Genomic DNA, 25,696 nt, shown 5'->3' on the forward strand with positions numbered 1-25,696 from the left:
GGGGACTATGGAATCGTTTCTTTCAACATATGTCTGGCCAGGCCTCCTCATGGTCGGTCAGTCGCTTCTCGTCCTCGTCTGCTTGCTCGTCTTCATCGCCTACATCCTGTTGGCCGACCGCAAGATCTGGGCAGCCGTACAGCTGCGTCGCGGACCGAATGTGGTAGGTCCTTTCGGCCTTTTCCAGTCCTTCGCCGACCTTTTGAAGTTCGTCTTCAAGGAGCCGATCATTCCGGCTGGCGCCGACAAGGCGGTCTTCCTTCTGGCCCCGCTGGTCACCGTGCTTCTGGCACTGTCGACCTGGGCCGTGGTTCCCTTCGCTGATGGCTGGGTTATCGCCAACATCAACGTCGGCATCCTCTACATCTTCGCGATCTCCTCGCTTGAAGTGTACGGCGTCATCATGGGCGGCTGGGCTTCGAACTCGAAGTATCCGTTCCTCGGCGCGCTCCGCTCGGCGGCACAGATGGTGTCCTACGAAGTCTCGATCGGCTTCGTCATTGTCACCGTCCTGCTTTGCGTGGGTTCGCTGAACCTGACGGATATCGTTCACGCGCAGCAGAGCGGCATCGGTACGCGTCTCGGCATGCCGTCGTCCTTCCTGGACTGGCATTGGCTTGCGCTGTTCCCGATGTTCATCATCTTCTTCATTTCGGCACTCGCTGAAACCAACCGTCCGCCCTTCGACCTTCCGGAAGCTGAATCCGAACTCGTCGCAGGCTTCATGGTCGAGTATGGTTCGGCCCTCTACATGATGTTCATGCTCGGCGAATACGCGGCCATCGTCCTGATGTGCTCGCTGACGACGATCCTGTTCCTCGGAGGCTGGCTGCCGCCGGTTGACGTCTGGTTCCTCAACTGGGTTCCCGGCATCATCTGGTTCATGCTGAAGTCGTGCCTGGTGTTCTTCATGTTCGCGATGGTCAAGGCATTCGTGCCGCGCTACCGCTACGACCAGCTGATGCGCCTCGGCTGGAAGGTCTTCCTTCCGCTGTCGCTCGCCATGGTCATCATTGTTGCATTCGTGCTGAAGCTGACGGCAGGGGCATGATCATGCCGGCCCTGGTTTCCAGCAATATTGGAGGTTGAAGATGGCAGGCTTGTCCAACGCTGTCAGCTCGTTGTTCCTGAAGGAATTCATCAGCGCTTTCTGGCTGACGTTCCGTTACATTTTCAAGCAGAAGGCAACGGTGAACTATCCGTTCGAAAAGGGACCGGTCAGCCCGCGCTTCCGTGGCGAACATGCCCTGCGTCGTTATCCCAATGGCGAAGAGCGTTGCATCGCCTGCAAGCTGTGTGAGGCTATCTGTCCTGCTCAGGCGATCACCATCGAAGCCGGCCCGCGCCGTAACGATGGCACCCGCCGCACGGTCCGTTACGATATCGACATGGTGAAGTGCATCTATTGCGGCTTCTGCCAGGAGGCTTGCCCGGTCGATGCGATCGTCGAGGGCCCGAATTTCGAATTTGCGACGGAAACGCGCGAAGAGCTCTACTTCGACAAGCAGAAGCTCCTCGAGAATGGCGACCGCTGGGAGCGTGAAATCGCTCGCAACCTCGCACTCGACGCTCCGTACCGTTGATTGAAATTGAAATGCCGGGCGGTGCTTGAAGCGTCGCCCAGTCAACATGCACCAGAGCTTCGCGGCAACCAATGCGAAGCTTCATCGGGCGGGGGGAGTACCCGGCAGCCCGTGGGAAGATGAAGAAGGCACGAACATGGGTCTGCAGGCTCTATTTTTCTATATTTTCGCCTTTATCGCGATAGCGTCGGCGTTCATGGTCATCTGGTCGAAGAACCCGGTTCACTCGGTTCTGTTCCTGATCCTGGTTTTCTTCAACGCGGCCGGTCTCTTCCTGCTGCTCGGGGCTGAATTCCTCGCGATGATCCTGCTCGTCGTTTATGTCGGCGCCGTGGCGGTTCTCTTCCTCTTCGTGGTCATGATGCTCGACATCGACTTCACGGAGCTGCGCGCGGGCGTTCTGGAATATGCGCCGATCGGCGCGCTGATCGGGGTGATCCTCGCGGCCGAGCTGATCGTCGTGGTTGGCGGCAGCGTGATCTCGCCGGAGATCGCCAAGACGGTCGCCATGCCGATCCCCGCGATCACCGAGCGCACCAACACCGCCGCCCTCGGCGACGTGCTCTACACGAATTACGTCTACTTCTTCGAAATCGCCGCTCTCGTCCTGCTGGTCGCGATGATCGGGGCAATCGTGCTCACGCTCAAGCATCGCACGACGGTCAAGCGTCAGAACATCGCAAACCAGGTTGCCCGCAACCCGAAGACCGCCGTCGAGGTGATCTCGGTGAAGCCGGGGCAGGGGCTTTGAGGCAGGCGCGAGCTTAAGGAAACAACACAATGGTCATCGGACTTTCCCATTACCTGACGGTCAGCGCCATCCTCTTCACGCTCGGCGTCTTCGGCATCTTCCTCAACCGGAAGAACATCATCGTCATCCTGATGTCGATCGAGCTCATTCTGCTCGCCGTCAACATCAACATGGTCGCTTTCTCGTCGTTCCTGAACGACATCGTCGGCCAGGTCTTTGCATTGTTCATTCTGACCGTCGCTGCTGCTGAAGCGGCCATCGGTCTCGCAATTCTCGTCGTCTTCTACCGCAACCGCGGCTCCATCGCCGTGGAAGACGTCAATATGATGAAGGGCTGATAAGGCTATGTTTTTATATAAGGCTATCGTCTTTCTTCCCCTGATCGGCGCGATCATAGCCGGCCTTTTCGGCCGCGCGATCGGCGCCAAGGCGTCGGAATTCGTCACGACGGGTTTGATGATCATCGCGGCGGTCCTGTCGTGGTACGTCTTCATCACCGTTGGCATGGGCCATGTCGAAGGCGGCCCGATCAAGGTCGAAGTCCTGCGCTGGATCCAGTCCGGCGGCATCGACGTCTCCTGGTCGCTGCGCATCGACACGCTGACCTCGGTCATGCTGATCGTCGTCAACTCGGTCTCGACGCTCGTTCACCTTTATTCGATCGGGTACATGCACCACGACCCGCATCGCCCGCGCTTCTTCGCTTATCTGTCGCTCTTCACCTTCGCGATGTTGATGCTGATCACGTCGGACAACCTTGCCCAGATGTTCTTCGGCTGGGAAGGCGTGGGTCTGGCGTCCTACCTGCTCATCGGCTTCTGGTTCAAGAAGCCGTCGGCGAACGCCGCCGCCATGAAGGCCTTCATCGTCAACCGCGTTGGCGACTTTGGCTTCATCCTCGGCATCTCTAGCGTTTTCGTTCTCTTCGGCGCTATCAACTTCGACACCATCTTCGCCAATGCCGCGAGCTTCGCGCATGAAGGCGGCGAGGGCGGCGAAGTGGTTCTGAACCTCTTCGGCATGCACCTCGACAAGGCACACGCGCTGACCGGCGCCTGCCTGCTGCTGTTCATGGGCGCGATGGGTAAGTCGGCGCAGTTCCTGCTGCACACCTGGCTGCCTGACGCCATGGAAGGCCCGACGCCTGTGTCGGCGCTCATCCATGCCGCGACCATGGTCACCGCCGGCGTCTTCCTCGTCGCCCGCATGTCGCCGCTGTTCGAACTTTCGCCGGATGCGCTGACCGTCGTCACCATTATCGGTGCGATCACCGCCTTCTTCGCGGCAACCGTCGGTCTCGTGCAGAACGACATCAAGCGCGTCATCGCCTACTCGACCTGCTCGCAGCTCGGCTACATGTTCGTTGCTCTCGGCGTCGGCGCCTATGGCGCGGCGATTTTCCACCTGTTCACGCACGCTTTCTTCAAGGCACTGCTCTTCCTTTGCGCCGGCTCGGTCATCCACGCCGTCGATGGTGAGCAGGACATGAGAAACATGGGTGGCCTGCGTCCGCACATCAAGGTCACGTTCCTGATGATGCTGATCGGCACGCTCGCCATCACCGGCGTCGGCATTCCGTTCACGCCGATCGGCTTCGCCGGCTTCTTCTCGAAGGACGTGATCATCGAGGCAACCTACGCATCGCATTCGCCGGTCGCTGGCTTCGCCTTCGCCATGCTGGTTATCGCGGCTCTGTTCACGAGCTTCTATTCCTGGCGCCTGATGTTCCTCACTTTCTTCAACAAGCCGCGCGCTTCGCACGAGGTCATGCACCACGTACACGAATCGCCGCAGGTTATGCTGATCCCGCTCTATCTGTTGGCGATCGGCGCTGTCTTCGCGGGCTGGTTCTTCGAAGGACACTTCTACGGCGAGGAATATGCCGAGTTCTGGAAGGGCGCGCTCTTCACCTCGGAGCACAACGAGCTGGTCCACGAGTTCCACCACGTTCCGGCGCTCGTAGCCCTCAGCCCCTTCATCGCCATGGTGATCGGTTTCGTGACCGCCTGGTACATGTACATCAAGTCGCCGTCGACGCCGGCCGTGCTCGCACGCCAGCATCGGGTGCTCTACCAGTTCCTCTTGAACAAGTGGTACTTCGACGAGCTCTACGACTTCCTCTTCGTCCGTTCGGCAAAGGCCCTTGGCCGGTTCCTGTGGAAGAAGGGTGACGTCGGCGTCATCGACACCTACGGCCCGAACGGCATTGCCGCCCGCGTCGTCGATGTCACCAACCGCGTCGTGCGCCTGCAGAGCGGTTACCTCTATCACTACGCGTTCGCCATGCTTATCGGCGTTGCAGCGCTCGTTACCTGGATGATGCTCGGGAGTGCCCTCTGATGACCGATTGGCCTATTCTTTCCACGGTCACCTTCCTGCCGTTCGTCGGCGTGGTGCTCCTGCTTTTGATGAATGAGAACGGCCCGAACGGCCGCCGCAACGTCCTCAACATTGCCCTGTTGACGACGGTCGTGACCTTCATCCTGTCGCTCTTCATCTGGATCGGTTTCGACAACGCGAACCCGGGCTTCCAGATGATCGAGAAGCACGGCTGGCTCGGCACGGGCATCAGCTACCATCTCGGTGTCGACGGCATCTCCATGCTGTTCGTCATCCTCTCCACCTTCCTCATGCCCTTCTGCGTGCTCGCCAGCTGGTTCTCGGTGGAGAAGCGCCTGAAGGAATACATGATCGCCTTCCTGATGCTGGAAGTGATGATGGTCGGCGTCTTCGTGTCGCTCGATATCGTTCTCTTCTACGTGTTCTTCGAAGCCGGCCTGATCCCGATGTTCCTGATCATCGGCGTCTGGGGTGGCAAGGATCGCGTCTACGCCAGCTACAAGTTCTTCCTCTACACGCTGCTCGGCTCCGTGCTGATGCTGCTCGCCATCATGGCCATGTACTGGCAGGCCGGCACGACCGATATCTCGGCGCTGCTCGCCTACAAGTTCCCGCCGCACATGCAGACCTGGCTATGGCTGGCCTTCTTCGCCTCGTTCGCGGTGAAGATGCCGATGTGGCCGGTCCATACCTGGCTTCCCGACGCGCACGTTCAGGCGCCGACGGCTGGTTCCGTCATCCTGGCGGGCGTTCTCCTGAAGCTCGGCGGCTACGGCCTCATCCGCTTCTCGCTCGGCATGTTCCCTGTCGCTTCCGATTTCTTCGCGCCCATGGTCTTCGCCATGTCCGTCATCGCCATCATCTACACCTCGCTGGTGGCGCTGATGCAGGAAGACATCAAGAAGCTGATCGCCTACTCCTCGGTTGCCCACATGGGCTACGTGACGATGGGTATCTTCGCGGCCAACGCGCAGGGTCTGCAGGGCTCGATCTTCCAGATGCTGTCGCACGGTATCGTCTCGGGCGCGCTCTTCCTCTGTGTCGGCGTGGTCTACGACCGCACCCACACCCGCGAGATCGCGGCGTATGGCGGCCTCGTCAACAACATGCCGAAATATGCTGTTGCGATGATGGTCTTCACCATGGCGAACGTCGGTCTTCCCGGCACCTCGGGCTTCATCGGCGAGTTCCTGACGCTGATCGGTGTCTTCCGTGTCAACAGCTGGGTCGCGCTCTTTGCCGCCACCGGCGTCATCCTCTCGGCCGCTTACGCGCTCTGGCTCTATCGCCGGGTGATTTTCGGCACGTTGGACAAGGAAAAGCTCAAGGCTCTCCTCGACCTGTCGCCGCGCGAGCAGCTGATCCTCTACCCGCTGATTGCTCTGACGATCTTCTTCGGCGTCTATCCGGCTCCGGTCTTCGATGTGACCGCTGCCTCCGTCGACCATCTGATCAACAGCTATTCGGCCGCAGTCCAGGCAGCGCATGACGTCGCGCTGTCGATGAAATGATGACGGGACTTTTGTGATATGACCTCTGAAACACTACTCGCAAGCCTGCATCTTTCGATACCGGAACTGATCCTCGCGGTCGGCTCTCTGGTCCTGCTGATGATCGGCGTATTCTCGGGAGAGCGCTCTGGCCGCATGGTCAGCGTTCTCGCGATCATCCTTTTGGCGGTCGCGGCCCTCTGGCTGGTCTTCGCTCCGAGCGAAGGCCTGGCCTATGGCGGCGTCTTCCTGGCTGATGGCTTCGGCCGCTTCATGAAGGTGACGGCTCTGGTCGGCTCCATCGTGGCGCTGTTCATGTCGCTCGGCCTTGCTAAGGAAAATCAGCTCGACAAGTTCGAGTTCCCGGTTCTGATCGTGCTCTGCACGCTCGGCATCCTGCTGATGATCTCGGCCAACGACCTGATCTCGCTCTACCTCGGCCTTGAGCTGCAGTCGCTGGCGATCTACGTCATTGCCGCGATCAACCGCGACAGCGTCAAGTCGACCGAGGCCGGCCTGAAGTATTTCGTGCTCGGTGCTCTCTCCTCCGGCATGCTGCTCTACGGCATGTCGCTGGTCTATGGCTTCACCGGCCACACCCACTTCGCCGATATCGCCCAGGCGCTGACGGTGGATGGTGCGCGCTCGCTCGGCCTGATCTTCGGTCTGGTCTTCATCCTCGCCGGCATCGCCTTCAAGATCTCGGCCGTTCCGTTCCACATGTGGACGCCTGACGTGTACGAGGGTGCGCCGACCCCGGTCACCGCCTTCCTGGCCAGCGCGCCGAAGATCGCCGCCATGGCCATGATGACGCGTATCGTCATCACCGCCTTCCAGCCCGTCATGGCGGACTGGCAGCAGGTCGTGGTCTTCATCTCGATCGCCTCGATGCTGCTCGGCTCGTTCGCCGCGATCGGCCAGAAGAACATCAAGCGACTGATGGCCTATTCGTCGATTGGTCACATGGGCTACGCGCTGGTCGGTCTTGCCGCCGGCTCGCAGACTGGCGTCTCGGGCGTCATGCTCTACATGCTGATCTACATGGTCATGACGCTGGGCTCCTTCGCGATCATCATGTCGATGCGCCGCAAGGATGGCACCGTCGTTGAAAACGTGGCCGATCTCGCAGGCTTGTCGACCACCAATCCGATGATGGCGACGGTCCTCACCATCCTGATGTTCTCGCTGGCCGGTATTCCGCCGCTGGCAGGCTTCTTCGGGAAATACTTCGTCTTCGTCGCCGCCATCGAAGCCAAGCTCTATGCGCTTGCCATCATCGGCGTCCTCGCATCGGTTGTCGGCGCCTACTACTACCTGCGCGTCATCAAGCTGATGTGGTTCGATGAAGCCACCGGCGAATTCGCCCGCGTCTCCGGCTCGCTGCGCCTCGTCTTCGGCGTCTCCGGCCTCTTCGTTCTTGCCTATGTCCTCATCGGCGGCCCGATCGGTGGTGCGGCTGAACTCGCAGCCGCGACGCTGTTCTGATGAGCTTCGACCCACGGCGCCTGAAGTCGCTCGATGACTTCAGGCACGAGGCTCTGTCGGAGACATTGTCCACCAATAGTGAATGCCTTGCCCGGGCCCGGGCAGGGGATGCCGGTCGCCTCTGGGTGACCGCGGAAAGGCAGACCGGCGGCCGCGGCCGCCGTGGTCGTCCCTGGGTCTCTGAACCCGGCAACCTTTACGCCTCTCTTCTCCTGATCGATCCTGCGCCGATGGAGCGCATCTCGTCCCTGCCGCTGGCGATTGCTGTGGCCGTGCACGAGGCGGTGCGGATGGTTCTGCCGCCGAGCGCGGAGCCGCTCGAGGTGAAGTGGCCGAACGACATCCTGATCGGCCGTAAGAAGACATGCGGCATACTGATGGAAGGCGAGGCCTTGGCCGACGGCCGCTATGCTCTTGTCATCGGCATCGGCATCAACGTTGCCTTCATGCCCGACAATCCGCTCTATCCCGTGACCTGCCTGCGCGAGCAGGGAAGTTCCGCCTCTCCACAGGAACTCTTCGCGCATCTGTTCGTATCCATGGCCAATGTGCTATCAGCATGGGACCGCGGCCGCGGTATTCGCGACATCACCGCCCGTTGGCGCGATGTCGCTTGCGGTATTGGCGAAAAGATAACCGTGAATCTGCCGGACCGTTCGATTTCCGGCCACTTCAGCGGAATTGATGATAATGGCCTGTTGCTGCTCGATACGGGGGCAGGCAGGATGATGACGATCGCCGCCGGCGACGTCTTCTTTGGATGATTGGAAAAACAAGCAGTATGGCGAAGCAGGACGAACTGGTATTTCTGCCTTTGGGCGGCGTTGGCGAGATCGGTATGAATCTCGCCCTTTACGGCTATGGCCCGTCCGCGCATCGCCAGTGGATCATGGTCGACTGCGGTGTGACCTTCCCGGGTCCCGATCTGCCGGGCGTCGATCTGGTTCTGCCCGACATTCGCTTCCTCGCCAAGGAACGCAAGAACCTGAAGGCGATCTTCATCACCCACGCGCATGAGGATCACTATGGCGCGCTGGCCGATCTCTGGCCGGGCCTCAATGTTCCCGTCTACGCGTCAGGCTTCACGGCCGGGCTCCTAGAAGCCAAGCGCAACTACGAGAAGTCGACGATGGTCGAGATCCCGATCACGCCGTTCACTGCGGGCACCGTCGTCAATGTCGGCCCCTTCAGCGTTGAGGGCGTGGCCGTCAACCACTCGATCCCCGAGCCGATGTCGCTGATGATCCGCACGCCCTTGGGCAACGTCATCCACACCGGCGACTGGAAGATCGACCACGAACCGTCGCTTGGCCCGCTGACCGATGAAGCACGCTTCCGCCAGCTCGGCGATGAAGGCGTGCTTGCCCTGATGTGCGATTCGACCAATGCGCTGCGCGACGGCGTCTCGCCGTCCGAAAAGGACGTCTCCGAGAGCCTGCGCAAGATCATCGAGAACGCCGAAGGCCGCGTCGCGATCACCACCTTCTCCTCGAACGTCGGCCGTATCCGCACCGTGGCTGAAGCCGCCGAAGCCGCCGGACGCGAAGTCCTGCTTCTCGGCAGCTCGCTTAAGCGCGTCGTCAACGTCTCCCGCGATCTCGGCCTGCTCGATGGCATTAAGCCGTTCATTGCTGAAGAGGAATACGGCTATATTCCGCGCGAAAACGTCGTCGTCATCCTGACAGGCAGCCAGGGCGAGCCGCGCGCAGCCCTTGCCAAGCTTTCGCGTGACGAGATGCGCAACGTGGCGCTGGCGGCGGGCGACACGGTCGTCTTCTCCTCGCGCGCCATCCCGGGCAACGAGAAGGCCATCCAGGACATCAAGAACGGCCTCGTCGAGCAGGGCGTTCACATCATCACCGATAGCGAAGCGCTCGTTCACGTCTCCGGCCACCCGCGCCGCAACGAGTTGCAGAAGATGTACGAACTGACGCGGCCGACCGTTGTCGTTCCCGTGCACGGCGAAGCCACGCATCTGACCGCCCACAAGGAGCTCGCGGAGCAATCCGGCATCTCCACCGTTCCGCGCGTGCGCAACGGCGATGTCCTGCGCCTGGCGCCCGGTACGGTAGAAGTGATCGACGAAGCCCCGCATGGCCGTATCTTCAAGGACGGCACACTGATCGGCGATTTCGACGAAATGGGCATCGGCGACCGCAAGAAGCTGTCCTATGTCGGCCATGTCGCGCTGAACGTCGTGATCGACGCTCGATTCGATATCATCGGCGAACCCGACATGGTGGCGATAGGCCTGCCTGTCTACGACGATGAAGGCGATGAGTTCGAGGACACGCTCTATGACGCCGCGCTGAGCGCCTTCGAGAGCATTCCGCGCGCCCGTCGCAAGGATCTGGACCTGTTGCAGGAATCGATGCGTCGCGCGGTCCGTTCGACGGCGAACCAGATTTGGGGCAAGAAGCCGCTGGTCACCGTCTTCGTCACCAAGGTCTGATCCGATGCTCGGCCGCGTCAACCATGTCGCCATAGCCGTTCCCGATCTCGCAGCCGCCACGGCCGCATATCGGGACAAGCTTGGCGCCACGGTATCTGCGGCCGAGGCATTGCCGGAACACGGCGTCACCGTTGTCTTCGTCGAACTGCCGAACACCAAGGTTGAGCTGCTTGAACCGCTCGGCCCGCAATCCCCGATAACGGCCTTCCTGGAGAAGAACCCGTCCGGTGGCATGCATCACATCTGCTATGAGGTGGCCGACATCATCGCAGCCCGCGACCAGATGCTGGGTGCCGGGGCGAGGGTGCTTGGCAATGGCGAGCCGAAGATCGGCGCCCACGGCAAGCCCGTGCTCTTCCTGCATCCCAAGGATTTCTTCGGCACGCTGATCGAGCTCGAGCAGGTCTGATCGCTGCGGCAGAGTGACCCAAACGCCGCAGAGAACGCACAAGCCTCTCAACACCGCTTTGTATCGTCGCTGTTCCGTCTTATAAGGGCGGTGGCCCGATGCGGCCGCTTGGGTGGGAGATCTTATGCTGCAGACATTTCTACAGGGCTTTGCCGTCTACTTCATCGTCTGGTGGATGACGCTCTTTGCCGTCTTGCCGATCGGCTTGCGGACGCAGGCGGAGGACGACGATATCGTGCTCGGCACCGTGCACAGCGCACCGACGCGGTTTCGGCCGCTCTTCACCTTCTCGCTGACGACGCTGGTCTCCGCCGTCATCTACATCCTCTGGTATGTCTCTTCGACCTATTTCGGCTGGGGCTTCGACGCTCTCCCGCAGATCGGCCCGTCATTCTCGAACGTCTGAGGGCGTTTGCTCACCAATTGAGCAGATGCGATAGAAGGTGCGTCATACGCGTGTCATCAAGTTACGGCATGGAGGTGCCGTAACGGAATGGGCAGCTTACGTTGCGGAAGATGGGCGTTTCGAGCGAGGGACGCGGTGTCGAAAAGCCAAAAAAAAACAAGGCTAAAAGCCTTGTTTTAAGTATCGCGTGATCCTTAACCGTTACCGGGGCTGCGACAAGCGCGCCTAAGATCTGATCCTCCCAAGACTTGACCGCGAAAATGGTAGGGATTTGAACTCCCTGCCTGTTTTGTGGGCTAAAGCTAGCTCAAAGATTGTGCTTTGTCATCAGATTTTTTTGCATTTTTGCTACACTCGAGTAAATTTTTTCTGTTGATAAGAGTTTCGCGCAAGTCATTATAATTTCGCCGCTTTCTTGGTTTCTTCGGTTTGCGGGCTCCAACTTGCTCTAAGAGAAGCCTGTGGAAATCCCTCGCGGGTTTCCTTCCTGCCGCGAAGCGGTTATGAACGCTGCCAACATTGTGATTGCCTTCGATTCCGCTATTTGGCGGCGTCTCAACAGCTCTGGAATTCGCCATGCGTCTGTCTCGCTACTTCATGCCCATCCTCAAGGAAAACCCCAAGGAGGCGGAAATCGTCTCCCACCGGTTGATGCTGCGCGCCGGCATGATCCGGCAGCAGTCGCAGGGGATCTACTCCTGGCTGCCGCTGGGCAAGCGCGTGCTCGACAAGGTCAACAACATCATCCGCGAGGAACAGAACCGCTCCGGCGCCATCGAGTTGTCGATGCCGACCCTGCAGTCGGCCGAGCTCTGGCAGGAAAGCGGGCGCTATGACGCCTACGGCAAGGAGATGCTGCGCATCAAGGACCGCCAGGACCGTCCGATGCTGTACGGCCCGACCAACGAAGAAATGGTCACCGATATTTTCCGGTCTTCGGTCAAGTCTTACAAAGACTTGCCGCTGAACCTCTATCACATCCAGCTGAAGTTCCGCGACGAAATCCGTCCGCGCTTCGGCACCATGCGCTCGCGCGAATTCATGATGAAGGATGCCTATTCCTTTGACATGACCCGCGAAGGCGCCGAGCATTCCTACAAGAAGATGTTCGCGGCTTATCTGCGCACCTTCGATCGTCTCGGCCTGCGCGCCATTCCCATGCGCGCCGACACCGGCCCGATCGGCGGCGATCTCAGCCACGAGTTCATCATCCTTGCCGACACCGGTGAATCGGAAGTCTACAGCCACAAGGATTTCGTGAATTTCGATATCCCTTCGGTCGACACCAATTTCGACGACGTCGCCGGCCTGGATGCGATCTTCAAGAAGTGGACCTCGGTCTACGCCGCCACCTCCGAGATGCACGACGAAGCCGCTTTCGACGCCATCCCCGAGAGCGATCGTCTGTCCGCACGCGGAATTGAAGTCGGCCATATCTTCTACTTCGGCACGAAATATTCCGAGCCGATGGGTGCGAAGGTGCAGGGACCGGATGGCAAGGAACATGCCGTCCACATGGGATCCTACGGTATTGGCCCGACACGCCTTGTTCCCGCCATCATCGAAGCATCGCATGACGAGAACGGAATCATCTGGCCGGCCTCGGTTGCGCCTTTCGATGTCGTCGTGATCAACATGAAGGCCGGCGACGCCGCTTGCGACGCCGCCTGCGAGAAGATCTATGCGGAGCTCTCCAAGGCCGGCGTCGATGTTCTCTATGACGATACCGACGATCGCGCCGGCACCAAGTTCGCAACTGCGGACCTGATCGGCGTGCCCGTACAGATCATCGCCGGCCCGCGCGCGGTCGCGAACGGCGAAGTGGAAGTCAAGGACCGCAAGACCGGTGCCCGCGAAACGATGACCATCGACGCGGCAATCAATAAGCTCTTGGGCTAAGAAGAAGGCGGGAGGCGAAATGGCAGACGCAGCGGTGAGCCAGCAGGGATCCAAATCCGGCTCGGCTGCGGCCAGCAGGCCATTTTCCGCTTTCGAGCGACTTGTGGCGTGGCGCTATCTGCGCGCACGCCGCAAGGAAGCCTTCATCTCGGTGATCGCGGGCTTCTCCTTCATCGGCATCATGCTCGGCGTCGCGACGCTGATCATCGTCATGGCCGTGATGAACGGCTTCCGCACCGAGCTGATCTCGCGCATCCTCGGCATCAACGGCCACATGATCGTGCAGCCGGTCGATGGGCCGTTCACGGACTATCCGGCGCTGACCGATCGCCTGGGCGCCGTGCCGGGCATCAAGGTGGCGCTGCCGCTCGTCGAAGGCCAGACGCTGGCCTCGGGTGCCGGCGGCGCTGGCACGGGCGCGCTGGTTCGCGGCATCCGCGCCGAAGACCTGAGCAAGGTGAAAACCGTCTCCGACAACATCAAGTCCGGCGACCTCGTCGGCTTTGCGGCCGGCCAGGGCGTTCTCATCGGCTCGCGCATGGCCGACCAGCTGGGACTGCAGGCGGGCGATACGATTACGCTCATATCACCGGAAGGTGACGTGACGCCGATGGGCATCAATCCGCGCGTCAAATCCTATAAGGTCTCGGGCATCTTCGAGATCGGCATGTCGGAATATGATGCGACGATCATCTATATGCCGCTCGAGGAAGCACAGCTCTATTTCAACGCCGAAGGTCTGGTGCAGTCGATCGAGCTCTATGTCGACAATCCCGACAATATCGACGAACTCCGCCCCAAGGTGGAGGCGGCCGCCGGTCGCCAGATCGCGATCACCGACTGGCGCCAGCGCAACCAGACTTTCTTCTCGGCCCTGCAGGTCGAGCGTAACGTTATGTTCATGATCCTGACGCTGATCGTTCTTGTCGCCGCGCTGAATATCATCTCCGGCCTGATCATGCTGGTGAAGGACAAGGGCAGCGATATCGCGATCCTGAGAACCATGGGCGCCAGCTCCGGCGCCATCATGCGGATCTTCTTCATGACAGGTGCCGCGATCGGCCTGGTCGGCACTTTCGCCGGCGTGCTACTCGGCGTTATCGTCTGCATCAATATCGAGAAGATCCGTGCTTTCTTCTCCTGGCTATCCGGAACGGTGCTGTTTGACCCGCAGCTCTACTTCCTCAGCCAGCTCCCGGCCAAGATGGAGGTCGGCGAAACGGTCTCCGTCGTCGTCATGGCGCTGACGCTGTCTTTCTTCGCGACAATCTTCCCCGCATGGCGCGCTTCCAAGCTCGATCCCGTGCAGGCCCTGCGCTACGAATAAGGAATGCTGATTACATGAAGCGGAATACCGTTCTCAAGCTTTCCGGCGTCGAGCGTCACTATGGCCAGGGAGAGACCCAGCTTTCGATCCTGAAGAAGGCCGACCTGACCATCAACAGCGGCGAGATCGTCGCGCTTGTGGCTCCATCAGGCACCGGCAAGTCGACCCTGCTGCACTTGGCAGGCCTGCTCGAGCATCCCGATGGCGGCGAAGTCACTATTAGCGGCAATGCCTGCAATGGCCTTTCCGACGACAAGCGCACGGCGATCCGCCGCAGCGAGATCGGCTTCGTCTACCAGTTCCACCACCTGCTTCCCGAATTCTCCGCGCTTGAAAACATCATGATGCCGCAGATGATCGCGGGCCTGCCGCGCAACGAAGCAAAGGTCAGGGCGGGCCAGCTGCTCGACTACATGCGCATCGGCCACCGTGGCGCCCACCGCCCCGGCGAACTCTCTGGCGGTGAACAGCAGCGCGTGGCAATCGCCCGCGCCGTCGCCAACGCGCCGAGCCTTCTGCTCGCCGACGAACCAACAGGCAACCTCGACCCCGAGACGGCCAGCTATGTCTTCGAAGCTCTGGAAGCCTTGGTGCGCCAGTCCGGCCTCGCGGCCCTGATCGCCACCCACAACCACGAGCTCGCGGCCCGCATGGACCGCCGCGTCACCATCGCCGACGGCAAGGTCGTGGATTTCTGAGATTTCACCGCCTGGTCAGGACCAATCTAGCCGCCGCAGATAGACTGCCCGGTTTCGTCCTTCCAATCGGCAATCGTGATCGTCCGTGCCTCGGCCTTCGCATCCTTGCCGTCGCGCTGCAGCTTGCCGGTGAGCGCATTGTAGTCGCACGAGCCGCCGCCATCCGGATTTAATGTGTCGTAGTGGCTGTAGGTGTAGCCGGCGACGACGAACTGGTTGTTGCGGTAGGCAAGCGTCAGCGTCTGCTCCCAGCGGTTGCGGCCGATGGCGCTGTTTTTCGAATGGATGGCGATCGAGCTCTTGCCCGCCGCCTTGATCGAGGGCTCCTGGCCGTAAATCCCCTCAGCCACTGTGGTTCCCCAGATCTTGCCGGGCGCGCTGGTCGTAAGCCGCAACAGGTCGTGGTCATCCCGCAGATAGATGTAGACGCCGAGCTGGTCGTCGGCGGCATCGTCGGGAGCCTCGGCGAGCAACGCCAGGTCCGGCTTGCCATCGCCGTTCCAGTCGCCGACGGCCACATCGACGATGCGCGCCGGATCAGGATCCGCGCCGAAGGCCGCGCTGGCTGAAAGCAGGACTGCCACAAAGATGAATCGACGCATGCTCGTCTCCCGTTTGCCGTTAACCAAACAGAAAACAATCCTGTTGACAACGGAACAAGAGCGGAACAAAATAAAAACATAAGAGCACAGGAGAGCCAAATGACTGACATGATCCGCGATATCGCAGCATTCACCTCCATCGCAATGTTCATTGCCAGCTTCTCTTTGATCTGCATGGCAATGTAAGAATAACGGGGACCGCATGGCTGTCATGCGGTCCGATGGTACCCGCCTCTCTGGACATCGACGTCCCCAAATCCGACAATGCATCCGATTCATACGGATGCGCGGAAAGGCATATCATGGCGGGCACTGAAAACGGCGCGAGCGACTTCATCGGCGGTACGCCGGGCTTCGTTCACCTGCGTGTGCACTCCGCCTTCTCGCTGCTTGAGGGGGCGTTGCCGCTCAAGAAGATTCTCTACAAGGCATCGGGCGATAGCCAGCCGGCGATCGCCATCACCGATACCAACAATCTATTCGTCGCACTGGAATTTGCGCAGAAATCAATGGACGAAGGTCTGCAGCCGATCATCGGCTGCCAGGTCTCCATCGATATGGAAGACGGCCTTGAGACCGAGCGCCGCGGCGGCCAGCAGCAGCTGGCGAAGCTGCCGTCGATCGTGCTTCTGTCCGCCACCGACGCAGGCTACGAGCGGCTGGTTGACCTCGTCAGCCGTGCCTATCTCAGCGGCGAGGGCGCCGGGCAGGCGGTCCACATCAAGGCGTCGTGGCTGGACGAGCTCGGCACCGAGGGCCTGATCGCGCTGTCGGGCGCATCGACTGGCCCGATCGACATGCCGCTGAAAGAGGGCCACATCGCGCCGGCGACCGCGCGCTTGCTGTCTCTGAAGGACAAGTTCGGCGACCGGCTCTACATGGAGCTTCAGCGCCAGGGTACGTACGACAAGCGCCACGAGCAGCGTGTGATCGGCCTTGCCTATGAGCACGAGATCCCGCTGGTCGCGACCAACGAGGCCTTCTTCCCGACGCGCGACGATTATGACGCGCACGACGCGCTGATGGCCGTGGCGCACAACGCCATCGTCTCCGACGACACGCGCTTCCGCCTGACGCCGGATCACTATCTGAAGAGCCGCGCCGAGATGGTGAAGCTTTTCGCCGATCTGCCCGAAGCGCTGGAGAATACGGTGGAGATCGCCCGCCGCTGCTCCTTCGTCCTGAAGACCCGCAAACCGATCCTGCCGCGCTTCACCGGTGCCACGGCGGACCCCGAGGAGGCGGAGCGCGCCGAATCGCTGGAGCTTCGCCGCCAAGCCGTCGAAGGTTTGGATATGCGCCTACAGACGCTCGGCATGTCGGCGGGCTACGAGGAGAAGGATTACCGCGACCGGCTGGAATTCGAACTCAGCGTTATCGAGCGCATGAAATTCCCCGGCTACTTCCTGATCGTTGCCGACTTCATCAAGTGGGCGAAGCTGCAGGATATTCCTGTCGGCCCCGGCCGCGGATCCGGTGCGGGGTCGCTGGTCGCCTATGCGCTGACGATCACCGACGTCGATCCGCTGCGCTTCTCGCTGCTCTTCGAACGCTTCCTCAATCCGGAACGCGTCTCGATGCCCGACTTCGATATCGACTTCTGCCAGGATCGCCGCGAAGAGGTGATCCGCTACGTGCAGAAGAAATACGGCCGCGAGCAGGTGGCGCAGATCATCACCTTCGGTTCGCTGCAGGCGCGCGCCGCCCTTCGCGATGTTGGCCGCGTGCTCGAAATGCCCTACGGCCAGGTCGACAAGATCTGCAAGCTCGTGCCCAACAATCCCGCCAACCCGACACCGCTGTCGAAGGCGATCGAGGAAGAGCCCAAGCTGCAGGAGGAGGCCGACAAGGAGCCCGTCGTCGCCCGTCTGCTCGATATCGCCCAGAAGATCGAAGGTCTCTACCGCCACGCCTCGACCCACGCCGCCGGTATCGTCATCGGCGACCGTCCGCTGTCGAAGCTGGTGCCGATGTACCGCGATCCGCGCTCCGACATGCCGGTCACCCAGTTCAACATGAAGTGGGTCGAGCAGGCCGGTCTCGTCAAGTTCGACTTCCTCGGCCTGAAGACGCTGACGACGCTGAAGGTCGCCGTCGATTTCGTCGCCAAGCGCGGCATCAAGGTCGATCTCGCCGCGATCCCGCTGGATGACAAGCTGACCTACGAGATGCTGTCGCGCGGCGAGACGGTCGGCGTGTTCCAGGTGGAAAGTGCCGGCATGCGCAAGGCGCTGATCGGCATGCGTCCCGACTGCATCGAGGACATCATCGCGCTCGTGGCGCTTTATCGTCCGGGTCCGATGGAAAACATCCCGACCTACAACGCCCGCAAGCATGGCGAGGAAGAGCTCGAATCGATCCATCCGACCATCGATTATCTGCTGAAGGAAACGCAGGGCGTTATCGTCTACCAGGAGCAGGTCATGCAGATCGCCCAGGTGCTCTCGGGCTATTCGCTCGGCGAGGCCGATCTTCTGCGCCGCGCCATGGGTAAGAAGATCAAGGCGGAGATGGACCAGCAGCGCGAGCGCTTCGTCGTCGGCGCCGTCAAGAATGGCGTGTCGAAGCCGCAGGCCGATAACATTTTCGAGCTTCTGGCGAAGTTCGCCAACTACGGCTTCAACAAGTCGCACGCCGCAGCCTACGCCATCGTCTCCTACCAGACGGCCTACATGAAGGCGCATTATCCGGTCGAGTTCCTCGCCGCCTCGATGACGCTCGATATGTCGAACACCGAAAAGGTCAACGACTTCCGCCAGGATGCCAAGCGCCTCGGTATCGAGGTGATCGCGCCCTCCGTGCAGACCTCGTTCCGCCACTTCCAGACCGGCGACAACCGCATCTATTACGCGCTGGCGGCGCTGAAGGGTGTCGGCGAATCGGCCGTCGATCATATCGTCGAGGTGCGCGGCGACACGCCATTCGCCAGCCTCGAGGATTTCTGCCTGCGCATCGATCCGAAGCAGGTGAACCGGCGCGTGCTGGAAAGCCTGATCTTCGCCGGCGCCTTCGATTGCTTCGAACTCGATCGCGCCCAGCTTTCGGGCGGCATAGATCGCATCATGGGCTATGCCCAGCGCGCCCAGGAAAACAAGCTGAGCGGCCAGTCGGATATCTTCGGCGGCGTGTTGTCATCGGGTCCGGAAAAGATCTCGATGCCGCCTTTCTCGCCCTGGCTGCCCTCGGAGCGCCTACTCAAGGAGTTCCAGGTCCTCGGTTTCTACCTGACGGCCCATCCGCTCGATAGCTACAGCAGTGTGCTGGAGAAGATGCGCGTCCAGACCTTCGGTGATTTCGCAGCCGCCGTGAAGCAGGGCGCCAGCAACGCGCGCCTTGCTGGCACCGTCATCTCCAAGCAGGAACGCAAGACGCGCACCGGCAACAAGATGGGCATCATCGTCTTCTCAGATTCATCCGGCCAGTTCGAAGCGGTGCTCTTCTCGGAAATGCTGAACCAGTATCGCGACATGCTGGAATCGGGAAAATCCTTCGTCATCACCGCGACCGGCGAAGAGCGACCCGAGGGCATCGGTCTGCGCATCCAGACCATCCAGTCGTTGGAGGAAAAGTCGCTGCAGATGCAGAAGGCGCTGCGTGTTTATGTCCGCGATTCCGGCCCGCTGCGCGCCGTTGCCGCCCACCTTAACGCCCGGGGCGACGGCCTCGTCTCCTTCATCGTCATCAAGGAGGATGGCAAGCGCGAGATCGAGGTGGAACTGGCGCAGAAATACCGGATCACGCCCGAAATCGCAGCCGCCATGCGCTCGGCGCCAGGGGTGATCGATGTCGAGCTGGTCTAGAGCCTTTCCTGGTTAGCTTGAAGCATTCTGCCGGAGCAGGTTTTCGTCAGGGCAAAGGCGATTGGCGAAGGGCATACCCCGGGTACGGTCGAGCCGATCGCCTTTGCCCTGGCGGAAAGATGCCCGGCCCCTGCGGGGTTGGCTGAAACGGGCCGCCTGATCGTCCGGCCGGCTTGGCCGTATGCGTTGGCTACGACGCGCGCCGGCCGGACGACCATCCGACTCCGTTTGAGCCAACAGAATGCTTCAATCTAACCAGGAAAGGCTCTAGCCGCGCGTCAGCGTGATGAAATCGGTGCCCTGACCGGTCTCCGGGCCGACGCCGGTGTCGGAGATCGTCAGCGTCGATCCCGGCGTCAGCATGGAGTCGATCCGTTGCCTGGTGTCATCAGGAATGGTGATCCGGCCGAGCGCGTTCAGGATCGGCGTGCCCGAGATGATTGAGCTTTCCATCGTGCTGATGCCCAGCCGCTTCATCGTCTGGCTGGTCAAAGTGTTGGGCAGCGTCACGCCCAGCCACTCGGTGGTGCCGTCTTCGAAATTCACTTCGTGCGCGCTGAAGAAATGGGTCCCGAGCGCCAGCCCGGGCTCGGCGATCGTCACCGGCGCCTCGAACACCTGTTGGAAGCCCTGCCGCACCATGATCACGCCATTCGGCGGCTCGCCCTTGCCGGCGGCGCTATAGACCGCGCGCAGGAGGTCGTCACTGATGAGTGACTTGGCTGCGTCTGGTTTCATCGGATGCTGCTTCTTGAACTCGCCGATCGCTTGCACCGTCGCCGGCCCGAGATAACCATCGGCGTTGCCGACAGCAAATCCAAGTTCGGCGAGATAGGTCTGCAGATCGATGATGGTTTCGCGTTGCGCCCGGCGCGTGATCAGGATTTTCACCGGCTGGTCGTTGACGGGCGCCACGATCGGCTGCACCTGCAGCCGCGGCATCGCCACCTCGTTCATCGCCACCTGCACCGGCAGTGAGCCGATCGCCGGCCGAAGTTCGACGTCGGACAAAAGCGGCGCCGGGGCTGGCGCGTGTGGGCTGAACAGCAGCGGGTGATCGACCGGCTCCGGCGCAAGTTGCGCGTCGGTGATGATCACAGGCACGCCCATCTCGGTCATCTTGTAGAGCTGTTTCGCAAATGCGTCGGGCATGCGCACACAGCCGTGCGAGGCGGGATAGCGCGGCACGGAATTCGACTGGTGGAGCGCGATGCCCGACCATGTCAGCCGCTGCATGAACGGCATCGGCGCGCCCGAATAGATGTTGGATTCGTGGTAAGTCTGCTTCTCGATCACCGAGAAGATACCGCTTGGCGTGGTGTGGCCGGATTTTCCGCTCGATATCTTCGATGTGGCGATGACATCGGTTCCGTCATAGACGGCCAGCGATTGCTTGCTCTTGGAAACGAAGATCTGCAGCGCCCGCGCGTCCGTGGCGAACGCGGGGTGCACGAGGGCGGTGGCCGACAGCAAGCCGAGCCCGAAGACGAGACGCGAGAACATTTGAACCCAACCGATACGCAATACTACGGGCCGGAGGGTAATGCTCGAAACTTAAGGAAGATTTGAAATGCTCGATCCCGAGTAGGGCTCACATATTATTGATTGCGCTTTGTCCCGAACGTATAGCCGGTCTCGACCGTGCCCTTGCCGAATTTGTCGCGCAGCTTGTCCATCGCGGCTTCGGCCGCGGCACGCCGTCCGGATTGAACGTCGATCAGGTCGGGCGGATCGGCGCGCGTGGGGTCGCAAAGGTCGGTCACGCCGATGCCGATCAGTCGGAACTTGGTTCCGTCCGTCTCCTTCTGCAGCAGTTCGATCCCGGTGCGGAATATCCGGTCGGCAAGCTGCGTCGGGTCCTCCAGCTTGCGGTTGCGCGTGCGCGACTTGAAGTCTGCCGTCTTCATCTTCAGGACGACGGTGTGACCGGCGATGTCGCCCTTCTTCAGGCGCCAGGCGACTTTCTCGGAGAGATTGCGCAGCACCGGAACGAGTTCCTCATAGCGAGAAATGTCGTCGAAGAAGGTCGTCTCGGCCGAAACGCTCTTGGCGGGATCGTTGAGATGCACGTCGCGGTCATCGATCCCGCGCGACAGCCGCGACAGCCGCTGCCCCATGGTGCCGTAGCGACGCATCAGGTCTGCCTCGTCCATGGTCTGCAACTGGCCGATGGTGCGGATGCCATCAGCCTCAAGCGTCGCGGCGAAGGCCTTTCCCACGCCCCAGATCGTCGTCACCGGACGCGGCGCAAGAAACGAAACCGCTTCCTCGCGGCCGATCACCGAGAACCCGCGCGGCTTCTGCAGGTCGGAAGCGACCTTAGCCAGGAACTTGCAATAGGAGAGCCCGATCGAAACGGTGATGCCGATCTCCTTTTCGACGCGGCGGGCCAACTTCGCCAGCGTGCGCGCCGGTGGGTCGTTGTGCAGCCGCTCCGTGCCGCCGAGTTCCAGAAACGCCTCGTCGATCGACAGCGGCTGGACCAAGGGCGTCAGCTCCTGCATCATCGCCCGCACCTCGCGGCCGACCTTGACGTATTTCTCCATGTTGGGAGGGATCACCACCGCCTGCGGGCAGGCCTCCAGCGCCTTGAACATCGGCATTGCCGAGCGCACGCCGTAGATCCGCGCGACGTAGCAGGCGGTCGACACCACGCCGCGTTTTCCGCCGCCGATGATGACGGGCTTATCGGCCAGCTCGGGATTGTCGCGCTTCTCCACCGAGGCATAGAAGGCATCGCAGTCGATATGAGCCAGCGTCAGGCCGTAGAGCTCGTCGTGGCGAACGAGGCGGGGGCTGCCGCAGGCAGCACAGCGTCGCCCCTCCGCCTTCTGCTCGGCAAGGCAGTCGCGACAGAAGCCGGGTGTCTTGGCAGGATTGGCGGTCATCGACGGGAACAAAGGTTGAACATCGCGACATTACGCTCTAAGTTCGAGAGTCTCAAGAGCATGTCGGCGCTTATGCGCTGGTTTTACCCAGCGTCGTCGTGGTCGAAAAATGCCGCCGCATCAGCTCGGCCGCATGCGTCCAGTCAGACGCCTGTACGATTGTGCCGGTGGGCGGCGGCGCGAATGGCTTGAAATCGGCATTCGCCATCATGTTGAGCAGCAGGCACTCCGGCACATGGTCGGCAACGGAAAGGAGGTTGCGTTGGATATCGTCGATAAAGGCGACGGGCAGCTCCCGGCGGTCGTGCAGCGCCGCCACGATCGGCCCCTTCGGCTGTTCCGAGGCGATCATGTCGAAGCAGAGGTCGAACCGGTCGAGAAGCTTGCGGCGCACTTCGTGGTGACGCGGCGGCATAGCTGTGAGGAACACGATGTCGGCATCGGCAGCCAATGCATGCAGCGTCTCGACGGCACGCTCCGCCGGCTCCTGCCACAGGTCCTGGGTTTCGAAGAATATCTCGTGGAAGCGGTCGAATTGGTCTCGGTCCATCTCCGCCCCATCGAGCAGCGACACGATATTGCCGTGCAGCCGGAAAGAGCGCGGCAGGAGATCGTAATCATGCGAGCGCAGGAAGCGGGTGAGGGGCGAGAGAAATTCCAGCACCACCTCATCGATATCGCAGACGATCAGCGGGCGATCACCGAGGCGCACCTGCGAGGGATCGGTGACCACGCTCATGATCAATACTCGCCCGAGCCGAGGCCGGCAGGCGAGAAATGCTGCCAGGCGGCATTGAGCACCTCCGGCGGCGTACCGCTCGCCTGGCAAAACGCCAGCGCCGTCGGCTCATGCTGCATCAGGAAGTCCATCATGCCCGATAGAAACCCCGGATCATTGATCGCATTGCGCACTTGCGCCGGTTCGACCCCCGTCAACGCCAGGAAGCGGCCAAACAGATCGGGTTCGTTTGCGAGCCAGGCGAGAACTGCGATGGCCGTCTCTTGCGGGTCGGCGGCGCGTTGCTTTGAAGTCTTGAAGTTGCTCTGCATTTCTTGCGGTAAATTACCTATTTTTCAACCAAATACCGATAGCGTGCCGCAATCGGTTTCATGGCGGCCGGTGTGCTCGCGGGTTTATTTCCGCACGGCGAAACGGTTTTCATGACGGACTTAGGATCGCGTTCGATGCCCAAACAAGTGATGATTGTAGAGGATAACGAGCTCAACATGAAGCTCTTTCGCGACCTCATCGAGGCGTCCGGCTACAGAACCATCCAGACCCGCAACGGTATGGAAGCGCTGGACCTTGCCCGCAAGCATCGCCCCGATCTGATCCTCATGGACATCCAGCTGCCAGAAGTTTCCGGGCTCGAAGTCACCAAGTGGCTGAAAGAGGACGACGAGCTCCATGTCATTCCCGTCATCGCCGTCACCGCCTTCGCGATGAAGGGCGACGAGGAGCGCATTCGCCAGGGCGGCTGCGAGGCTTATGTCTCGAAGCCGATCTCCGTTCCGAAGTTCATCGAGACGATCAAGACCTACCTAGGCGACGCCTGATAGATCGGAAAGAAGCTTATGACCGCGCGCATTCTCGTCGTTGATGATATCCCGGCAAACGTGAAGCTGCTCGAAGCGCGGCTGATCGCCGAGTATTTCGACGTGCTGACCGCGTCCGACGGTTATCAGGCTCTGGCGATCTGCGAGCGCAACCAAGTCGATCTCATCCTGCTCGATATCATGATGCCGGGCATGGACGGCTTCGAAGTCTGCGAGCGGCTGAAGTCCAACCCGAAGACATCGCATATTCCCGTCGTCATGGTCACCGCGCTCGATCAGCCGGCCGACCGTGTGCGTGGCCTGAAGGCCGGTGCCGACGACTTCCTGACCAAGCCGGTCAACGATTTGCAGCTGATCGCCCGCGTCAAGAGCCTGCTGCGCCTGAAGACGTTGAGCGACGAACTGCGCATCCGCGCCCAGACGGCGCACACGATGGGCATCGACGAATTGCTGCGCGCCGATCAGCGCGGCGAGGAGGGCGGCCAGATCATGCTGGTGGATGGTCGCGCCAATTCGCAGGAGCGGATCATCAAGGCGCTGAAGCCGATCGGCAACGTGTTTGCCATTTCGGATGCTCAGGCCGCTATCTTCGAAGCATCCGAAAATCTGTTCGATCTCGTGATCGTCAATTCCAATATCGACGATTACGACCCACTCAGGCTTTGCTCGCAGCTCCGCTCGCTGGAGCGCACCCGTTTCCTGCCGATTCTGATCATCACCGAGCAAGGCGACGACGAGATGGTGGTGCGCGCGCTCGATCTCGGCGTCAACGACTATATCGTCCGCCCCGTCGATCCGAACGAGCTGGTGGCCCGCAGCCTGACGCAGATCCGCCGCAAGAACTACAATGACCGCCTGCGCGCCAATGTGCAGCAGACGATCGAGCTCGCGGTCACCGATCCGCTGACGGGCCTCAGCAATCGCCGCTATCTCGACAATCATATCAGCACGCTCTTCAACCGCTCGATGGCGCGCGGTCGCCCGCTGTCGGTGCTGATCGCCGATATCGATCGCTTCAAGCAGATCAACGACACGTATGGTCACGATGCCGGCGACGATATCCTGCGCGAGTTCGCCAATCGCGTCCGCTCCACGGTTCGCGGCGCCGATCTCGCCTGCCGCTATGGTGGCGAGGAGTTCGTCGTCGTCATGCCCGACACCTCGCCGGAGATCGCAGCCTCCGTTGCCGAGCGCCTGCGCGGCGTTATCGAAAGCGTACCCTTCGTGGTGAAGGGCACGGGCCAGGAGCTGCAGGTGACTGCATCCTTCGGCATCGCCTCGCGCACGCCGCAGGTCATCACGCCGGGCCATCTGCTGAAGCAGGCCGACGTTGCGCTTTATGAAGCGAAGAACGGCGGTCGCAACCGAGTCGTTGCCGCTGCCTGATAATGGCATAGGCGCGCTCGGCGCCCAGGACCCGCAGCGCATTGATCATCCACAGAAAGTTGAACGGCGTCGGACCGACCTGTGTGCGGATTAGCCGCAAGTAGTAGTGCTGGGTTTTGACCTTGGCGCTGGCCGCGACGGCCGATCTAGGTTAGCACAGACGCTGTCAGCCTCAGAAGAAAATGTGAGGCCCCGTCACTTTGTTTGATCTGATTGGCCGATTTTGATGGTTTTCAGGCGGTTTCACAGGCCTGCAAGCGCGAAGAATACTGGTCTATATTGTCCGTCTATTCTTGATGCCGTATCTTATTCTAGCGCGAGATGGCCGGAAAACATGCGAAACGGCGTCCCAAATCGGGACTTTTAACCATAAAATCAACCTAATAAATCTCATCATTAAGAATTTGTTGATTTTCTTTCATTTTCGCGCGAATGATCAATACATAGAAATAAGCACTCCCTATGCGGGGTGCGCCGATACCCCATGATGCTCAGGTCCGCCGCATCTCCTGGGTCGTGGGGTCGGTCGGTCGGCAAGCAACACCTGCGGTTCCTCGTGCCGCGTTGCCTGTTGACCGACCCCCTTTCGTAAAACGCCGTCCTCTCCGTTGAAACGGGCAGGG

General features: G+C 60.9%; 22 protein-coding genes. 17 read left to right on the forward strand and 5 right to left on the reverse strand.

The genetic code is table 11. The annotated features are described in order from the left end of the window. Positions 1–7: 7 nt before the first annotated feature. The 14 genes from nuoH to ACVTFQ_RS06050 all read left to right on the forward strand — a co-directional run bounded on the left by nuoH (position 8) and on the right by ACVTFQ_RS06050 (position 14,840). The gene (nuoH, locus tag ACVTFQ_RS05985; protein WP_018900205.1) at positions 8–1,051 is read left to right on the forward strand and encodes an NADH-quinone oxidoreductase subunit NuoH; all 1,044 of its coding nucleotides are present in this window, start codon (positions 8–10) and stop codon (positions 1,049–1,051) included. Positions 1,052–1,091: 40 nt separating this feature from the next. Beyond that, the gene (gene nuoI, locus ACVTFQ_RS05990; protein WP_018900204.1) at positions 1,092–1,583 is read left to right on the forward strand and encodes an NADH-quinone oxidoreductase subunit NuoI; all 492 of its coding nucleotides are present in this window, start codon (positions 1,092–1,094) and stop codon (positions 1,581–1,583) included. 136 nt (positions 1,584–1,719) lie between these two features. Continuing rightward, the gene (locus tag ACVTFQ_RS05995) at positions 1,720–2,334 is read left to right on the forward strand and encodes an NADH-quinone oxidoreductase subunit J (RefSeq protein ID WP_018900203.1); all 615 of its coding nucleotides are present in this window, start codon (positions 1,720–1,722) and stop codon (positions 2,332–2,334) included. A 29-nt stretch (positions 2,335–2,363) separates the two neighbouring features. Next, the gene (nuoK, locus tag ACVTFQ_RS06000) at positions 2,364–2,672 is read left to right on the forward strand and encodes an NADH-quinone oxidoreductase subunit NuoK (RefSeq protein ID WP_018900202.1); all 309 of its coding nucleotides are present in this window, start codon (positions 2,364–2,366) and stop codon (positions 2,670–2,672) included. A gap of 7 nt (positions 2,673–2,679) precedes the next feature. Next, complete coding sequence (gene nuoL, locus ACVTFQ_RS06005) at positions 2,680–4,674, forward strand: NADH-quinone oxidoreductase subunit L (protein WP_111561291.1); 1,995 nt, start codon at positions 2,680–2,682, stop codon at positions 4,672–4,674. Then, positions 4,674–6,185: an NADH-quinone oxidoreductase subunit M gene (locus tag ACVTFQ_RS06010; protein WP_018900200.1), complete on the forward strand. Its 1,512-nt coding sequence runs from the start codon at positions 4,674–4,676 to the stop codon at positions 6,183–6,185. Before nuoL ends, ACVTFQ_RS06010 begins: the two co-directional genes overlap by 1 nt. Before the next feature lie 18 nt (positions 6,186–6,203). After that, entirely contained in the window at positions 6,204–7,649 is a 1,446-nt protein-coding gene (nuoN, locus tag ACVTFQ_RS06015; protein WP_111561292.1) for an NADH-quinone oxidoreductase subunit NuoN, read from the forward strand. Continuing rightward, a complete protein-coding gene (locus tag ACVTFQ_RS06020) occupies positions 7,649–8,413 on the forward strand; it encodes a biotin--[acetyl-CoA-carboxylase] ligase (protein WP_111561293.1) in 765 nt (254 codons plus the stop codon). Before nuoN ends, ACVTFQ_RS06020 begins: the two co-directional genes overlap by 1 nt. A 17-nt stretch (positions 8,414–8,430) precedes the next feature. Then, a complete protein-coding gene (locus tag ACVTFQ_RS06025; RefSeq protein ID WP_018900197.1) occupies positions 8,431–10,101 on the forward strand; it encodes a ribonuclease J in 1,671 nt (556 codons plus the stop codon). A 4-nt stretch (positions 10,102–10,105) separates the two neighbouring features. Further along, positions 10,106–10,510 (forward strand): methylmalonyl-CoA epimerase, encoded by a 405-nt coding sequence (gene mce / locus ACVTFQ_RS06030; protein ID WP_111561294.1) that lies wholly within the window; start codon positions 10,106–10,108, stop codon positions 10,508–10,510. Positions 10,511–10,634: 124 nt separating this feature from the next. Then, positions 10,635–10,916, forward strand: coding sequence for a DUF1467 family protein (locus ACVTFQ_RS06035; RefSeq protein WP_111561295.1), 282 nt, complete (start codon positions 10,635–10,637; stop codon positions 10,914–10,916). 576 nt (positions 10,917–11,492) lie between these two features. Next, entirely contained in the window at positions 11,493–12,815 is a 1,323-nt protein-coding gene (proS, locus tag ACVTFQ_RS06040; protein ID WP_018900194.1) for a proline--tRNA ligase, read from the forward strand. A 19-nt stretch (positions 12,816–12,834) separates the two neighbouring features. Next, a complete protein-coding gene (locus ACVTFQ_RS06045) occupies positions 12,835–14,142 on the forward strand; it encodes a lipoprotein-releasing ABC transporter permease subunit (protein WP_111561296.1) in 1,308 nt (435 codons plus the stop codon). A gap of 14 nt (positions 14,143–14,156) precedes the next feature. Beyond that, positions 14,157–14,840 carry an ABC transporter ATP-binding protein gene (locus tag ACVTFQ_RS06050; RefSeq protein ID WP_111561297.1) on the forward strand — a complete coding sequence of 228 codons (684 nt, stop codon included), beginning with the start codon at positions 14,157–14,159 and terminating at the stop codon, positions 14,838–14,840. A 26-nt stretch (positions 14,841–14,866) separates the two neighbouring features. Here the strand turns inward: ACVTFQ_RS06050 and ACVTFQ_RS06055 are convergent, their stop codons facing one another. Beyond that, positions 14,867–15,442: a hypothetical protein gene (locus ACVTFQ_RS06055; RefSeq protein WP_111561298.1), complete on the reverse strand. Its 576-nt coding sequence runs from the start codon at positions 15,440–15,442 to the stop codon at positions 14,867–14,869. A 302-nt stretch (positions 15,443–15,744) separates the two neighbouring features. Between ACVTFQ_RS06055 and dnaE the strand changes: the two genes are divergently transcribed. Then, positions 15,745–19,242 (forward strand): DNA polymerase III subunit alpha, encoded by a 3,498-nt coding sequence (gene dnaE / locus ACVTFQ_RS06060; RefSeq protein ID WP_111561299.1) that lies wholly within the window; start codon positions 15,745–15,747, stop codon positions 19,240–19,242. 267 nt (positions 19,243–19,509) lie between these two features. Here the strand turns inward: dnaE and ACVTFQ_RS06065 are convergent, their stop codons facing one another. The 4 genes from ACVTFQ_RS06065 to ACVTFQ_RS06080 form a co-directional block, all read right to left on the reverse strand. Continuing rightward, the gene (locus ACVTFQ_RS06065; RefSeq protein WP_111561300.1) at positions 19,510–20,745 is read right to left on the reverse strand and encodes a L,D-transpeptidase family protein; all 1,236 of its coding nucleotides are present in this window, start codon (positions 20,743–20,745) and stop codon (positions 19,510–19,512) included. Between the two features lie 95 nt (positions 20,746–20,840). Continuing rightward, positions 20,841–22,130 (reverse strand): DNA polymerase IV, encoded by a 1,290-nt coding sequence (locus ACVTFQ_RS06070; protein ID WP_111561301.1) that lies wholly within the window; start codon positions 22,128–22,130, stop codon positions 20,841–20,843. Positions 22,131–22,200: 70 nt separating this feature from the next. Continuing rightward, a complete protein-coding gene (locus tag ACVTFQ_RS06075) occupies positions 22,201–22,869 on the reverse strand; it encodes a hypothetical protein (RefSeq protein WP_111561302.1) in 669 nt (222 codons plus the stop codon). A 2-nt stretch (positions 22,870–22,871) separates the two neighbouring features. Further along, a complete protein-coding gene (locus ACVTFQ_RS06080) occupies positions 22,872–23,180 on the reverse strand; it encodes a DUF3572 domain-containing protein (RefSeq protein ID WP_111561303.1) in 309 nt (102 codons plus the stop codon). Positions 23,181–23,315: 135 nt separating this feature from the next. Between ACVTFQ_RS06080 and ACVTFQ_RS06085 the strand changes: the two genes are divergently transcribed. Next, complete coding sequence (locus tag ACVTFQ_RS06085) at positions 23,316–23,687, forward strand: response regulator (protein WP_018900184.1); 372 nt, start codon at positions 23,316–23,318, stop codon at positions 23,685–23,687. 18 nt (positions 23,688–23,705) lie between these two features. Continuing rightward, on the forward strand, positions 23,706–25,073 hold the full coding sequence (locus ACVTFQ_RS06090) for a PleD family two-component system response regulator (protein WP_111561304.1): 1,368 nt from the start codon (positions 23,706–23,708) through the stop codon (positions 25,071–25,073). Positions 25,074–25,696: the final 623 nt, after the last annotated feature.

The organism is Rhizobium sp. O111 (genome assembly GCF_055616315.1).